This window comes from Streptomyces sp. NPDC048018 (assembly GCF_043202995.1).
Lineage (GTDB): Bacteria > Actinomycetota > Actinomycetes > Streptomycetales > Streptomycetaceae > Streptomyces.
On sequence record NZ_JBIDBK010000004.1, the window covers coordinates 348,033 to 361,660 of the forward strand.

Annotated in this window: 24 protein-coding genes; all 24 read right to left on the reverse strand. The window is 66.7% G+C overall.

What is annotated here, in order from left to right; translation table 11 throughout:
- Positions 1-64: 64 nt before the first annotated feature.
- Positions 65-712: an adenylate kinase gene (locus ACGF1Z_RS17450; RefSeq protein ID WP_393004779.1), complete on the reverse strand. Its 648-nt coding sequence runs from the start codon at positions 710-712 to the stop codon at positions 65-67.
- Positions 712-2,031, reverse strand: coding sequence for a preprotein translocase subunit SecY (gene secY, locus ACGF1Z_RS17455; protein WP_393004781.1), 1,320 nt, complete (start codon positions 2,029-2,031; stop codon positions 712-714). The genes ACGF1Z_RS17450 and secY overlap by 1 nt, the downstream gene beginning before the upstream one ends.
- 213 nt (positions 2,032-2,244) lie before the next feature.
- Positions 2,245-2,700: a 50S ribosomal protein L15 gene (rplO, locus tag ACGF1Z_RS17460; RefSeq protein ID WP_365337577.1), complete on the reverse strand. Its 456-nt coding sequence runs from the start codon at positions 2,698-2,700 to the stop codon at positions 2,245-2,247.
- A 2-nt stretch (positions 2,701-2,702) separates the two neighbouring features.
- A complete protein-coding gene (rpmD, locus tag ACGF1Z_RS17465) occupies positions 2,703-2,885 on the reverse strand; it encodes a 50S ribosomal protein L30 (protein WP_005313525.1) in 183 nt (60 codons plus the stop codon).
- On the reverse strand, positions 2,885-3,490 hold the full coding sequence (gene rpsE / locus ACGF1Z_RS17470) for a 30S ribosomal protein S5 (RefSeq protein ID WP_005313527.1): 606 nt from the start codon (positions 3,488-3,490) through the stop codon (positions 2,885-2,887). The genes rpmD and rpsE overlap by 1 nt, the downstream gene beginning before the upstream one ends.
- Before the next feature lie 45 nt (positions 3,491-3,535).
- On the reverse strand, positions 3,536-3,919 hold the full coding sequence (gene rplR, locus ACGF1Z_RS17475; RefSeq protein WP_376635409.1) for a 50S ribosomal protein L18: 384 nt from the start codon (positions 3,917-3,919) through the stop codon (positions 3,536-3,538).
- 3 nt (positions 3,920-3,922) lie between these two features.
- Positions 3,923-4,462: a 50S ribosomal protein L6 gene (gene rplF, locus ACGF1Z_RS17480; protein ID WP_393004785.1), complete on the reverse strand. Its 540-nt coding sequence runs from the start codon at positions 4,460-4,462 to the stop codon at positions 3,923-3,925.
- Between the two features lie 21 nt (positions 4,463-4,483).
- Positions 4,484-4,882, reverse strand: a complete 399-nt coding sequence (gene rpsH, locus ACGF1Z_RS17485) for a 30S ribosomal protein S8 (RefSeq protein WP_018528360.1) — start codon at positions 4,880-4,882, stop codon at positions 4,484-4,486.
- Between the two features lie 223 nt (positions 4,883-5,105).
- On the reverse strand, positions 5,106-5,291 hold the full coding sequence (locus tag ACGF1Z_RS17490; protein WP_003956452.1) for a type Z 30S ribosomal protein S14: 186 nt from the start codon (positions 5,289-5,291) through the stop codon (positions 5,106-5,108).
- Between the two features lie 5 nt (positions 5,292-5,296).
- Entirely contained in the window at positions 5,297-5,854 is a 558-nt protein-coding gene (rplE, locus tag ACGF1Z_RS17495) for a 50S ribosomal protein L5 (RefSeq protein ID WP_393005648.1), read from the reverse strand.
- Positions 5,851-6,162 carry a 50S ribosomal protein L24 gene (gene rplX / locus ACGF1Z_RS17500; RefSeq protein ID WP_376635405.1) on the reverse strand — a complete coding sequence of 104 codons (312 nt, stop codon included), beginning with the start codon at positions 6,160-6,162 and terminating at the stop codon, positions 5,851-5,853. The genes rplE and rplX overlap by 4 nt, the downstream gene beginning before the upstream one ends.
- 2 nt (positions 6,163-6,164) lie before the next feature.
- Positions 6,165-6,533 (reverse strand): 50S ribosomal protein L14, encoded by a 369-nt coding sequence (gene rplN, locus ACGF1Z_RS17505; RefSeq protein WP_003956455.1) that lies wholly within the window; start codon positions 6,531-6,533, stop codon positions 6,165-6,167.
- 102 nt (positions 6,534-6,635) lie between these two features.
- Positions 6,636-6,917, reverse strand: a complete 282-nt coding sequence (gene rpsQ / locus ACGF1Z_RS17510) for a 30S ribosomal protein S17 (protein WP_362362156.1) — start codon at positions 6,915-6,917, stop codon at positions 6,636-6,638.
- A complete protein-coding gene (rpmC, locus tag ACGF1Z_RS17515; RefSeq protein WP_128985131.1) occupies positions 6,917-7,141 on the reverse strand; it encodes a 50S ribosomal protein L29 in 225 nt (74 codons plus the stop codon). The genes rpsQ and rpmC overlap by 1 nt, the downstream gene beginning before the upstream one ends.
- Complete coding sequence (rplP, locus tag ACGF1Z_RS17520; protein WP_030494257.1) at positions 7,141-7,560, reverse strand: 50S ribosomal protein L16; 420 nt, start codon at positions 7,558-7,560, stop codon at positions 7,141-7,143. Before rplP ends, rpmC begins: the two co-directional genes overlap by 1 nt.
- Positions 7,561-7,565: 5 nt before the next feature.
- On the reverse strand, positions 7,566-8,399 hold the full coding sequence (gene rpsC, locus ACGF1Z_RS17525; protein WP_365337568.1) for a 30S ribosomal protein S3: 834 nt from the start codon (positions 8,397-8,399) through the stop codon (positions 7,566-7,568).
- Positions 8,399-8,746: a 50S ribosomal protein L22 gene (gene rplV / locus ACGF1Z_RS17530; RefSeq protein WP_030359020.1), complete on the reverse strand. Its 348-nt coding sequence runs from the start codon at positions 8,744-8,746 to the stop codon at positions 8,399-8,401. The genes rpsC and rplV overlap by 1 nt, the downstream gene beginning before the upstream one ends.
- Positions 8,747-8,790: 44 nt before the next feature.
- On the reverse strand, positions 8,791-9,072 hold the full coding sequence (gene rpsS / locus ACGF1Z_RS17535) for a 30S ribosomal protein S19 (RefSeq protein ID WP_023547380.1): 282 nt from the start codon (positions 9,070-9,072) through the stop codon (positions 8,791-8,793).
- Positions 9,073-9,084: 12 nt separating this feature from the next.
- Positions 9,085-9,921 carry a 50S ribosomal protein L2 gene (gene rplB, locus ACGF1Z_RS17540; RefSeq protein WP_376635400.1) on the reverse strand — a complete coding sequence of 279 codons (837 nt, stop codon included), beginning with the start codon at positions 9,919-9,921 and terminating at the stop codon, positions 9,085-9,087.
- A 39-nt stretch (positions 9,922-9,960) separates the two neighbouring features.
- Positions 9,961-10,278, reverse strand: a complete 318-nt coding sequence (gene rplW / locus ACGF1Z_RS17545; RefSeq protein ID WP_282694359.1) for a 50S ribosomal protein L23 — start codon at positions 10,276-10,278, stop codon at positions 9,961-9,963.
- On the reverse strand, positions 10,278-10,928 hold the full coding sequence (gene rplD, locus ACGF1Z_RS17550) for a 50S ribosomal protein L4 (protein ID WP_393004790.1): 651 nt from the start codon (positions 10,926-10,928) through the stop codon (positions 10,278-10,280). The genes rplW and rplD overlap by 1 nt, the downstream gene beginning before the upstream one ends.
- A gap of 4 nt (positions 10,929-10,932) precedes the next feature.
- A complete protein-coding gene (gene rplC / locus ACGF1Z_RS17555; RefSeq protein WP_189974766.1) occupies positions 10,933-11,577 on the reverse strand; it encodes a 50S ribosomal protein L3 in 645 nt (214 codons plus the stop codon).
- Positions 11,578-11,590: 13 nt separating this feature from the next.
- Entirely contained in the window at positions 11,591-11,899 is a 309-nt protein-coding gene (rpsJ, locus tag ACGF1Z_RS17560; RefSeq protein ID WP_003948644.1) for a 30S ribosomal protein S10, read from the reverse strand.
- Positions 11,900-12,349: 450 nt separating this feature from the next.
- Positions 12,350-13,525, reverse strand: a complete 1,176-nt coding sequence (locus ACGF1Z_RS17565) for a hypothetical protein (RefSeq protein ID WP_393004792.1) — start codon at positions 13,523-13,525, stop codon at positions 12,350-12,352.
- Positions 13,526-13,628 lie beyond the last annotated feature (103 nt).

The following is a 13,628-nucleotide window of genomic DNA, read 5'->3' on the forward strand; positions in this document are numbered from 1 at the left end:
GGAACAACGATACGGCCGCGGCGCCCCCGAAGGGCACCGCGGCCGTAGCGAACGAACCGGGGGGTTACTTCTTGAGCGCGGCCATCGCCCTGGCGGTGACCTCGTCCACCTTGCCGAGCGCCGAGATCGTCACGACCAGGTTCTGCGCCCGGTAGTAGTCGATGATCGGCTCGGTCTGCGTGTGGTAGACCTCCAGGCGCCGGCGGACGGTCTCCTCGGAGTCGTCCGGACGCTGGAACAGCTCGCCACCGCAGGTGTCGCACACGCCCGCGGACTTCGGGGCGTTGTACTGCACGTGGAAGACGTGCGAGGAGTCGTTACGGCAGACGCGTCGACCCGCGATCCGCTTCACGACCTCGTCCTCGGGGACCTCGAGGTCCAGCACCGCGTCCAGCTGCATGTCCTCGGCCTTGAGGACCACATCCAGAGCCTCGGCCTGGGCCACGTTGCGCGGGAACCCGTCGAGCAGGAAGCCGTTCACGGCGTCGTCCTGCTCCATGCGGTCCTTGGCCATCCCGATGGTCACCTCGTCCGGGACGAGGTCACCGGCGTCCATGTAGGACTTCGCCTTGAGGCCCAGCTCCGTGCCCTGCGAGATGTTGGCACGGAACAGGTCGCCCGTGGAGATGTGCGGGATGTCCAGGTTCTTGGCAAGGAACGCGGCCTGCGTTCCCTTGCCGGCCCCGGGCGGTCCGACGAGGACGATTCGCATCAGCGGAGGAACCCTTCGTAATTGCGCTGCTGGAGCTGGCTCTCGATCTGCTTCACGGTCTCAAGGCCCACACCCACGATGATGAGGATGCTCGTCCCGCCGAAGGGGAAGTTGGCATTGGCACCGCCGAAGCCCGCCAACGCCATCGTCGGCACAAGAGCGATCAGACCCAGATACAGCGAGCCCGGCCAAGTGATCCGGTTGAGCACGTAGCTCAGATACTCGGCAGTAGGTCGACCAGCCCGGATACCCGGGATGAAGCCACCATACTTCTTCATGTTGTCGGCGACTTCCTCGGGGTTGAACGAGATCGCCACGTAGAAGAAGGCGAAGAACACGATCAGAAGGAAGTACGCGGCGATGTAGTAGGGGTGGTCACCCTTGACGAAGTGGGCTTCGATCCAGGTTTTCCAGCCGGCGGTCGAGTTGGAGAACTGCGCGACCAGGGCCGGGATGTAGAGCAGCGACGACGCGAAGATGACAGGAATCACACCTGCCTGGTTCACCTTCAACGGGATGTAAGTGGACGTACCGCCGTACGACCTGCGGCCGATCATGCGCTTCGCGTACTGCACCGGAATGCGGCGCTGGGCCTGCTCGACGAAGACGACGAGGGCCACCATCACGAAGCCGACCAGGATGACGGTGCCGAACTCGATCCAGCCCTTGGCGAGCTTGCCGCTCTCCTTGATGGCCCACAGTGCGCCCGGGAAGCCGGCGGCGATCGAGATGAACATGAGGATCGACATGCCGTTGCCGATGCCGCGGTCGGTGATGAGCTCACCGAGCCACATGACGACACCGGTACCCGCGGTCATGGTGATGACCATGGTGGCGGTGGCGAAGATCGACTGGTCGGGGACGACCTGGTTCGCGACCGTGCAACCGCTGAAGAGCGCGCCGGTGCGGGCGGTGGCGACGAGGCCGGTTCCCTGCAGGATGGCGAGGGCGACCGTCAGATAACGCGTGTACTGCGTGATCTTGGCGGTGCCGGACTGGCCTTCCTTCTTCAGGGCTTCCAGGCGCGGGATCACGACGGTCAGCAGCTGCAGGATGATGCTCGCCGTGATGTACGGCATGATGCCGAGCGCGAAGATGGTGATCTGCAGCAGCGCCCCGCCACTGAACATGTTGACCAGGCCGAACAGGCTGTTGTTGCCCTGGCTCGCCTGATCCACACACTGCTGGACGGCCTCGTAGCTGACGCCGGGGACGGGGATGTGTGCCCCGAGCCGGTACAGCACGATGATGCCGAGCGTGAAGAGCAGCTTCTTGCGCAGGTCGGGCGTCTTGAACGCCCGGGCGAACGCGGTGAGCACGGTGCCTCCTGCGACCCCCGCGCACGTGCGTCAGAGGTGACGGTCTTGAGGTTCGACTATGAGTGGTGAGTCCGGAGCACCCGCGGGCATACCGCACGCACTCTAGACAGTGGACGCCACCTTACCGGCGACCATGGCCCCCTAGGAACGACCAACCGGGGATGCCCCTTTTGAGAGGCATCCCCGGTCGGATGTTCAGGCCATCGAGTCGTCTCAGACGAGCTCGGTGACAGTGCCGCCGGCGGCGGCGATCTTCTCCTTGGCGGAGCCGGAGACGGCGTCGACCGTCACCTGCAGCGCCACGGAGACCTCGCCCTGGCCCAGGACCTTGACGAGCTGGTTCTTGCGAACCGCACCCTTGGCGACCAGATCGGCCACCGTGACCTCGCCACCCTGCGGGTAGAGCGCGGCGAGCTTGTCCAGGTTCACGACCTGGTACTCGGTGCGGAAGGGGTTCTTGAAGCCCTTCAGCTTCGGGAGACGCATGTGGAGCGGCATCTGGCCACCCTCGAAGCGCTCCGGAACCTGGTAACGGGCCTTCGTGCCCTTGGTACCACGACCGGCCGTCTTACCCTTCGAGCCCTCACCACGACCGACACGGGTCTTCGCGGTCTTGGCGCCCGGGGCGGGACGGAGGTTGTGGATCTTGAGCGGGTTGTTCTCCGCCATGATCAGTCGACCTCCTCAACCGTCACGAGGTGGCGGACGGTGTGCACCATTCCGCGGAACTCGGGGCGGTCCTCCTTGACGACCACGTCGTTCAGGCGCTTGAGCCCGAGCGAACGCAGGGTGTCACGGTGGTTCTGCTTGCTGCCGATGTAGGACTTCGTCTGCGTGATCTTGAGGCGAGCCATTACGCACCCGCTCCCGCACGCGCACGGAGCAGAGCCGCGGGGGCGACGTCCTCGAGGGGCAGACCGCGGCGGGCCGCGATCTCCTCGGGACGCTGCAGGCCCTTGAGGGCCGCCACGGTCGCGTGCACGATGTTGATCGCGTTGTCGGAGCCGAGCGACTTCGACAGGATGTCGTGAACGCCGGCGCACTCGAGCACGGCGCGCACCGGGCCACCGGCGATAACACCGGTACCGGGGGAAGCCGGCTTGAGCAGGACGACGCCCGCGGCCTTCTCACCCTGGATCGGGTGCGGGATGGTGCCCTGGATACGGGGGACCTTGAAGAAGTGCTTCTTGGCCTCCTCAACACCCTTGGCGATGGCGGCCGGCACCTCCTTGGCCTTGCCGTAACCGACACCCACGGTGCCGTCACCGTCGCCCACCACGACCAGCGCGGTGAAGCTGAAACGACGACCACCCTTGACAACCTTGGCGACGCGGTTGATCGCGACTACACGCTCAACGTACGCGGTCTTCTCGGCGGCGGCAGCGCCACCGTCGCGGCCCTTCCGGTCCCGCCGCTCGCCGCCACCGGCACCGCTGCCGCGGCGCTGGGGTCCAGCCATTGGATTACCTCTCTCTGTTACGTCCGTTAGTCCCGGAACCGGGGCTTAGAACTTCAGCCCGGCTTCGCGGGCGGCGTCAGCCAGAGCGGCAATGCGCCCGGCGTACCTGTTGCCACCACGGTCGAACACGACGGCCTCGACGCCGGCGGCCTTGGCGCGCTCAGCGACCAGGGCACCGACCTGCTTGGCCTGCGCGGACTTGTCACCCTCGCCGCCACGGATCGACGCGTCCAGGTTCGATGCCGACGCAAGGGTGTGACCCTTGAGGTCGTCGATGACCTGAGCGGTGATACCGCGGTTGGAACGCGTCACGACGAGGCGCGGACGCTCCGCCGTACCCGACACGTTCTTACGGATGCGCAGGTGACGGCGCGCCTTGGCAGCGCGCTTGTAAGCGTCGCCCTTGGCGATCTTCACACCGTATGCCATGGCTTACTTACCAGCCTTTCCGACCTTGCGGCGGATGACCTCGCCCGCGTACTTCACGCCCTTGGCCTTGTACGGGTCGGGCTTGCGAAGCTTGCGGATGTTGGCGGCGACCTCGCCGACCTTCTGCTTGTCGATGCCCTCGACCGCGAACTTGGTCGGCGACTCGACCTTGAACGAGATGCCCTCGGGCGCCTCGACCAGGATCGGGTGGCTGTAACCGAGCTGGAACTCCAGAGCGGAGCCCTTCGCGGCCACGCGGTAACCGACACCGCTGATCTCGAGCGCCTTGACGTAACCCTGGGTCACACCGGTGATCATGTTGGCCACCAGCGTGCGGGACAGGCCGTGGAGGGCCTTGTTCTGACGCTCGTCGTTGGGGCGGGTGACGTTGAGAACGCCGTCCTCGCCCTTAACGATCTCGATCGGCGCGGCGACGGTGTGGCTCAGGGTGCCCTTGGAACCCTTGACCGTGACCGTGCGGCCCTCGATGGTGACGTCCACGCCGGCGGGAACCTGGATAGGCAGCTTGCCAATACGCGACATTAGCTATTCCTCCGTTCCCGACTACCAGACGTAGGCGAGGACTTCCCCACCTACGCCCTTCTTGCCTGCCTGCTGGCCGGTCAGGAGACCGTGGGACGTGGAGATGATCGCCACGCCCAGGCCGCCGAGGACCTTCGGCAGGTTGGTGGACTTCGCGTAAACCCGGAGGCCCGGCTTCGAGATCCGCTTGATGCCCGCGATGGAGCGCTCACGGTTCGGACCGAACTTGAGCTCGAGGACGAGGTTCTTGCCGACCTCGGCGTCCTCGACCTTCCAGCCCGTGATGAAGCCCTCCTGCTGGAGGATTTCCGCGATGTGAGACTTGATCTTGCTGTGCGGCATCGCCACGGTGTCGTGGTACGCCGAGTTCGCGTTACGCAGACGCGTGAGCATGTCTGCGATGGGATCAGTCATGGTCATGAATTGGCCTTCGGCCTCTCTCGCCGGGGTTTCCTGTATGCGCCATCCCTCTCCCCACACAGAGGCGGGACGGGTGCGGTGCGGGGACCTACGGCGTAGTAAGTCGTACGGGCGGCGGACGCCCAACCCCACTAGCCTAAGCCATGTGGGGATGGGCCTCCGCCAACCCAATGCTTACCGAGAGACTCCTGTGGTTCCCTAACGCCCTACGGGCGAGGGGGAATTACCAGGAGCTCTTGGTCACGCCCGGCAGCTCGCCACGGTGAGCCATCTCACGAAGGCACACGCGGCAGAGGCCGAACTTGCGGTACACGGAGTGGGGACGGCCACAGCGCTGGCAGCGGGTGTACGCACGCACACCGAACTTGGGCTTGCGGGCAGCCTTCGCGATAAGAGCCTTCTTCGCCATCTCGCTTACGCCTCCTTGAACGGGAAGCCGAGGTGACGCAGAAGGGCACGGCCCTCGTCGTCGTTGGTCGCCGTGGTGACCACGGTGATGTCCATACCCCGGACGCGGTCGATCTTGTCCTGGTCGATCTCGTGGAACATGACCTGCTCCGTGAGACCGAAGGTGTAGTTGCCACGGCCGTCGAACTGCTTCGGGGACAGGCCGCGGAAGTCGCGGATGCGCGGCAGCGCGAGCGACAGGGTGCGGTCCAGGAACTCCCACATGCGGTCGCCACGGAGCGTGACGTGGGCACCGATCGGCTGGCCCTCACGCAGCTTGAACTGCGCGATGGACTTGCGGGCCTTGGTGACGGCCGGCTTCTGACCGGTGATCGTGGTGAGATCGCGGATCGCACCGTCGATCAGCTTCGAGTCACGGGCGGCGTCGCCGACACCCATGTTGACCACGATCTTCACGAGGCCGGGGATCTGCATGACGTTGTCGTACTTGAACTCGTCACGCAGCTTGCCCGCGATCTCCTCGCGGTACTTCGTCTTGAGACGCGGAGTGGTGGTAGCCATCAGATGTCCTCACCCGTCCGCTTGGCAACGCGGATCTTGTTGCCCTCGTCGTCGAAGCGGAAACCGACACGCGTGACGACCTTCTTGCCGTCCTTCTCCACGACCAGCTGGACGTTGGAGACGTGGACCGGAGCCTCGGTCGTCACGATGCCGCCGGCCTGGTTCGGGCCGGCCTTGGTGTGCTTCTTGACCCGGTTGACACCCTCGACGAGGACGCGGTTCTCGCGGGGGAAGGCCGTGATGACCTTGCCCTGCTTGCCCTTGTCCTTACCGGTGATGACCTGGACCAGGTCGCCCTTCTTGATCTTCATGCTTACAGCACCTCCGGCGCGAGCGAGATGATCTTCATGAACTTCTTCTCGCGCAGCTCACGGCCGACCGGGCCGAAGATACGGGTGCCACGAGGGTCGCCGTCGTTCTTGAGAATGACAGCGGCGTTCTCGTCGAAGCGGATGTACGAGCCGTCCTGGCGGCGGCGCTCCTTGACGGTGCGAACGATGACCGCCTTGACGACGTCACCCTTCTTCACGTTGCCACCGGGGATCGCGTCCTTGACGGTGGCGACGATGACGTCACCGATGCCCGCGTAGCGGCGACCCGAGCCACCGAGAACACGGATGCAAAGGATCTCCTTGGCACCAGTGTTGTCGGCGACGCGAAGTCGCGACTCCTGCTGGATCACGTCTATCTCCTGATTGTCTGCCGGTTCCCGGCGGGGACCTGCCTGAGCGGGTCCCCGGCCGAGCCTGGCGGAACTGTTCCTAGGGGGTCCCCCTAGGAGGGATTACTTGGCCTTCTCGAGGATCTCGACGACGCGCCAGTGCTTCGTCGACGACAGCTTCCGGGTCTCCATCAGGAGGACGCGGTCGCCGACGCCGGCAGCGTTCTGCTCGTCGTGAGCCTTGAGCTTGTTCGTACGGCGGATGACCTTGCCGTACAGCGCGTGCTTGACGCGGTCCTCGACAGCGACGACGACGGTCTTGTCCATCTTGTCGCTGACGACGAGGCCCTCACGGACCTTGCGGGCGTTGCGCTCGGTCTTCTCAGTCACGTTGTTCTCGCTCATCAGGCGTTCTCCACCGTCTCGATGCCCAGCTCACGCTCGCGCATCAGGGTGTAGATCCGGGCGATGTCCTTACGGACGGACTTGAGCCGACCGTGGTTCTCGAGCTGACCCGTCGCCGCCTGGAAGCGGAGGTTGAACAGCTCTTCCTTGGCCTCGCGGAGCTTGGCGACAAGCTCCTCGTTGCCCAGCTCGCGCAGCTCGGACGCCTTGGTACCGGCCGACATCACAGCTCACCTGCCTCGCGCTTAACGATCTTGCACTTCATCGGCAGCTTGTGAGCCGCACGAGTCAGAGCCTCACGCGCGATCTTCTCGTTCGGGTAGGACAGCTCGAACATCACCCGACCGGGCTTGACGTTCGCGATCCACCACTCCGGCGAACCCTTACCGGAACCCATGCGGGTCTCGGCAGGCTTCTTCGTCAGCGGGCGGTCCGGGTAGATGTTGATCCAGACCTTGCCGCCACGCTTGATGTGGCGGGTCATCGCGATACGCGCGGCCTCGATCTGGCGGTTGGTCACGTAGGCCGGGGTGAGGGCCTGAATGCCGTACTCGCCGAACGCAACCTGCGTGCCACCCTTGGACATACCGTTGCGCTTCGGGTGGTGCTGCTTGCGGTGCTTGACCCTACGGGGGATCAGCATTTCGGTCAGGCCTCCGTTCCGGTGCTCTCGGCAGCCGGAGCGGCGGCGGGAGCGTCGGCCTTGGGGGCCTCGGCAGCCTGAGCCTGCTGCGGCTTGCGACCGCGACCGCCACGCTCGCCACCACGGCCACCGCGACCGGCCGGGCGGTCAGCGCCGCCACGGGCCGGACGGTTGCCGGCACGGGCGGCAGCGTTCTCGGCGCGGACCTCGGCGATGTTCTTGACGTCGCCCTTGTAGATCCAGACCTTCACGCCGATGCGGCCGAAGGTCGTCTTGGCCTCGAAGAAGCCGTACTCGACGTTCGCGCGCAGCGTGTGCAGCGGCACACGACCCTCGCGGTAGAACTCCGAGCGGGACATCTCGGCGCCGCCGAGACGGCCACCACACTGGATCTTGATGCCCTTGGCGCCGGCCTTCATGGCGGACTGCATGCTCTTGCGCATGGCCCGACGGAAGGAGACGCGGGAGGACAGCTGCTCGGCGACGGCCTGGGCCACCAGCTGAGCGTCGACCTCGGGGTTCTTGACCTCGAGGATGTTCAGCTGAACCTGCTTGCCGGTCAGCTTCTCCAGCTGGCCGCGGATCTTGTCGGCCTCGGCGCCGCGGCGACCGATGACAATGCCCGGGCGAGCGGTGTGGATGTCCACGCGGACACGGTCACGGGTGCGCTCGATCTCAACCTTCGAGATGCCGGCGCGCTCCATGCCGGACGTCAGCATCCGCCGGATGGCGACGTCTTCCTTGACGTAGTCCTTGTACAGCTTGTCGGCGTACCAACGCGACTTGAAGTCGGTGGTGATGCCGAGCCGGAACCCGTGCGGGTTTACCTTCTGGCCCATTACCGGGTTCCTTCCTTGCTGCTGACGACCACGGTGATGTGGCTGGTCCGCTTGCGGATCCGGTAGGCACGGCCCTGGGCACGCGGACGGAACCGCTTCAGGGTCGGACCCTCGTCGACGAACGCCTCGCTGATGAACAGCGAGGAGGCGTCCGTGTGGTCGTAGTTGTGCGCGGCGTTGGCGATGGCGCTGTCGAGCACCTTGCCGACCGGCACGGAGGCTGCCTGCGGAGCGAATCGCAGAACAGCCTGAGCCTCCGTGGCATCCATGCCACGGATCAGGTCCACCACGCGGCGGGCCTTCATGGGCGTGACGCGGATGTACCGCGCCTGGGCCCTGGCTTCCATGGTTGTCCCTCTCAGTTACTTACGTGTCTGAATGCGATCCGCTACTAGCGGCGCTTCGACTTCCGGTCTTCCTTGACGTGACCCCGGAAGGTGCGCGTCGGCGAGAACTCGCCGAGCTTGTGGCCGACCATCGACTCGGTGACGAACACCGGGATGTGGGTCTTGCCGTTGTGCACCGCGAGCGTGTGGCCGAGCATGGCCGGCACGATCATGGAGCGACGGGACCAGGTCTTGATGACGTTCTTGGTGCCGGCTTCGTTCTGGGCGTCCACCTTCTTGATGAGGTGGTCGTCGACGAAGGGCCCCTTCTTGAGACTGCGCGGCATCTAAACCCGCTCCTAGCGCTTCTTGTTCGTCTTGCGGCGGCGGACGATGTACTTGTTCGAAGCCTTCTTCGGCGAACGAGTACGACCCTCCTTCTGACCCCACGGGGAGACCGGGTGACGACCACCGGAGGTCTTGCCCTCACCACCACCGTGCGGGTGGTCAACCGGGTTCATCGCCACACCGCGAACGGTCGGGCGAACGCCCAGCCAGCGCTTGCGGCCGGCCTTACCCCAGTTGATGTTCGACTGCTCGGCGTTGCCGACCTCGCCGATGGTGGCGCGGCAGCGGGCGTCGACCAGACGGATCTCGCCGGAAGGCATGCGGAGGTGGGCCATCGTGCCCTCCTTCGCGAGCAGCTGCACGGAGGCACCTGCGGAGCGGGCGAACTTGGCGCCACCGCCGGGACGGAGCTCGATCGCGTGGATCGTGGTACCGACCGGGATGTTGCGGAGGGCCAGGTTGTTGCCGGGCTTGATGTCGGCCGTGGGGCCGTTCTCCACCCGGTCGCCCTGCGTGAGACCACGCGGGGCGATGATGTAGCGCTTCTCGCCGTCCGCGTAGTGGAGCAGCGCGATGCGAGCGGTGCGGTTGGGGTCGTACTCGATGTGAGCGACCTTGGCCGGCACGCCGTCCTTGTCGTGACGACGGAAGTCGATCACGCGGTAGGCGCGCTTGTGGCCACCGCCCTGGTGACGGACGGTCACACGACCGGTGTTGTTACGGCCACCCTTGCTGTGCAGCGGGCGGACCAGCGACTTCTCCGGCGTGGACCGCGTGATCTCGACGAAGTCGGCGACGGAGGAGCCACGGCGGCCCGGCGTCGTCGGCTTGTACTTGCGGATACCCATTTCTCAGTCCTCGTCCGATATCGGACGACTCGACCGCCGTTAGGCGGTCGGGCCGCCGAAGATGTCGATTCGGTTGCCCTCAGCAAGGGTCACGATGGCGCGCTTGGTGTTGGCGCGCTTGCCGAAACCGGTGCGGGTGCGCTTGCGCTTGCCCTGACGGTTGATCGTGTTGACCCCGGCGACCTTGACCGAGAAGACCGCCTCGACGGCCTGCTTGATCTGGGTCTTGTTGGCGGTGGGCGCGACGATGAACGTGTACTTGTTCTCGTCGAGCAGCGCGTAGCTCTTCTCGGAGACGACCGGCTTGACGAGGATGTCGCGCGGGTCCGTGAAGGTCTTGCTGGTGATCTCGGCCATCAGGCTTCGTTCCCCTCGTTGTCATCGGCCTTGGGGCCAGACACGAAGGACTCGAGGGCGGCCTGGGTGAAGACCACGTCGTCGGATCGCATCACGTCGTACGTGTTCAGCTGGCCCGGCTCCAGGATGTGGACCTGGGGCAGGTTGCGGGCGGACAGCCACGCGGCCTCGTCGGAACGCTCGACGACCAGGAGCAGGTTCTTGCGCTCCGAGATCTTGCCGAACAGCGTCTTGGCGGCCTTGGTGGAGATGCCACCCTCGACCACGCCGGAGACGACGTGGATGCGGGAGTGGTTCGCCCGGTCGGAGAGGGCACCGCGGAGGGCGGCGGCCTTCATCTTCTTCGGGGTCCGCTGCGAGTAGTCACGCGGCACGGGACCGTGCACGACGCCACCACCGGCGAACTGCGGGGCGCGGGTCGAACCCTGACGGGCGCGGCCGGTGCCCTTCTGGCGGTACGGCTTCTTGCCACCACCGCGGACCTCGCCACGCGTCTTGGTCTTGTGGGTGCCCTGGCGGGCGGCCGCAAGCTGCGCGACGACGACCTGGTGGATCAGCGGGATGCTGACCTTGGCGTCGAAGATCTCGGCCGGGAGCTCGACGGTCCCGGTCTTGTCGCCGGAGGGCGACAGAATGTCAATGGTGCTCATATCCTCAGGCCCCCTTGGCCGCGGTGCGGACCAGGACGAGGCCGCCGTTCGGACCAGGAACCGCGCCCTTGATGAGGAGCAGGCCCTTCTCCGCGTCAACGGCGTGAACGGTCAGGTTCTGGGTGGTCACGCGCTCGTTGCCCATGCGGCCGGCCATGCGCATGCCCTTGAAGACGCGGCCCGGGGTGGCGCAGCCACCGATCGAACCGGGCTTGCGGTGCACGCGGTGGGCACCGTGGGAGGCCTTGCCACCACGGAAGTTGTGGCGCTTCATGGCACCGGCGAAGCCCTTGCCCTTGCTCTTGCCGGTGACGTCGACCTTGATGCCCGCCTCGAAGACCTCGGCGGTGATCTCCTGGCCGAGGGTGTACTCGCTGGCGTCAGCGGTACGGATCTCGACGAGGTGACGGCGCGGGGTGACGTCGGCCTTGGCGAAGTGGCCCTTGAGGGGCTTGTTCACCTTGCGCGGGTCGATCTCGCCGAAGGCGATCTGGACCGACTCGTAGCCGTCATTGTCGTTCGTACGCACCTGGGTCACGACGTTCGGGCCGGCCTTGACGACGGTCACCGGGACGACCCGGTTGTTCTCGTCCCAGACCTGCGTCATGCCGAGCTTCTCGCCCAGGATGCCCTTGATGTTCTTAGCCATCTCGCGCGTCACCTCAGAGCTTGATCTCGATGTCGACGCCAGCCGGGAGGTCGAGGCGCATGAGCGAGTCAACCGTCTTCGGCGTGGGGTCGAGGATGTCGATGAGGCGCTTGTGCGTGCGCATCTCGAAGTGCTCGCGCGAGTCCTTGTACTTGTGCGGCGACTTGATGACGCAGTACACGTTCTTCTCAGTGGGCAGCGGCACCGGGCCCGCGACCGACGCACCAGTGCGGGTCACCGTCTCGACGATCTTCTTCGCCGAGGAGTCGATGACCTCGTGGTCGTAGGCCTTGAGCCGGATGCGGATCTTCTGTCCCGCCATGGCTACTCAGTAGTCCTGTCTCTCGAAACGCTCTGGAACCCGGTCGGCTGCGCCTCCAGGAAGCACGGTCCCCTCCTCCGACCCACGCGGTCGGGCGTGTCGCACTCCCTCTACGAAGAACTCCCTGAGGAATTCCCAACCAAGGGGGTGCGGGCCATGGACCGCGAGACGGGGGTGGAACACCCACCGGGTGCCTGGTCGGTACCCCGCTGACACTTCCCGGAAGATTCCCGTACGTCCGCTCCTGAGCAGGAGCGACGAGTACTGTGGGACTCGCTTCCGGTCCTCCCGGCGGGAGGCGCGCAGCATCGGCACTCAACCGAGCAACCCCGACAGTCTGCCATACCTCACCGACCGGCCGCCAATCGGGGCGCAAGACTGTACCCCACGTCACGCCGGGGCACACACAGGGGCGCGCCGCGCCGCGGGAAGCGCCCCTGGTGAGACCGGTCAGTTGCGCGTCGTCGTGCCGCATTCCCGCGGGAGCCGGTCGAGGTCCGTGCTGCGGTCGTACGGGTCCACCGGCGCCCCGGACGGTCGGGGCGCGGCCGTGCCGCCGGTCCGGTCCCCGGGGAACGTGGGGTGGAACCAGCCGTCCTCGGGCCGCCCGCAGTCGTCGTTGCCGACGTTCGAGTCCCACCGGCTCACGCCGAGCGCCCCCCGGGTGGTCACGAACCGCGCCGGGTCGGCCAGGGAGAAGGTGATCTGCCGGCGGACGATCGTGCGGACCACCTCGTCGGAGCCGGGCCGGGACCTCACCACCGGGTAGACGAAGGTGTAGTCGGTGCGGATCAGCACCGACCCCGCGTCCTCGCCACCGCCGTTCTCGACGCTCATCCGCCCGCGGACCTTGACGACCGTGCCGACGGGCCGCACCTCGGCGGGCGAGAAGCGGCTGAAGAGCACCGTGGGGTCGTGCTTCTCCGAGGGCTCGGCGAGCGCCTTCTCCATGCCCGACCGCAGATCCGGCTGCTTGGGGTCGAGCAGCCCGAGCGCGCGCTCCGGCTTCGCACCCCTGAGGACCGCGGGATCCAGGTTCGCCGTGACCAGGAAATCCCTGGACTTCCGCAGGGCCGCGGCCACTTGGGCCTTCGTCATCCAGCCCGTGGCCCTCGCCGGGGGCAGCTCGATGCCCGCCGCGCCGTCCGCCCACCGCAGCGCCGGGGAGCCGCGGAAGGGCTCCTTCAGGGTCGGACGGTCCGGGTCGACCGCCGCCGGCGCCGCGTCCGGGCGGGCCGTCTCGGCGGCGAGCGGCGTGGCGTCCCCGGGACGGTCGGTCCAGCTGTGCGGCAGGGCGGAGGTCACGCCCTCCGGGAGGAGGCCGGTGACCAGCTGCGGCCGTACGGCGACCAGCCCGAGCGCGGCCGCGAGGGCGATCCCGAGGACGGCCTTGGCCCTGCGCCGGCGGGCGGCGCCGCCGTTCATCTCCTGCCAGGCAGGCCCCGTGCGCCAGCCCGCGGGCTCCTGGCGCTTCGGGCGCCTCGGCGTCCGGGGCGGCCTGTCCGGCTTCACCGGCCTGACCTTGCGCAGGGCCCGCTCCTGCTCCTCGGTGCCGAGGCCCTGCTCCCGCGCCGCCTCGACGAACGCGGCCCAGTCGTCGTCGGAGACCGACGGCTTCTCACTCATGTTCCCCACCCCTGTGCTGCTGCTGCGGCTCCGGACGCTCTCATACCGCCGCACGGGCGGAAAACCCAGGTCAGAGGCTCGTCACCAGTTCGTGACCGGGCGA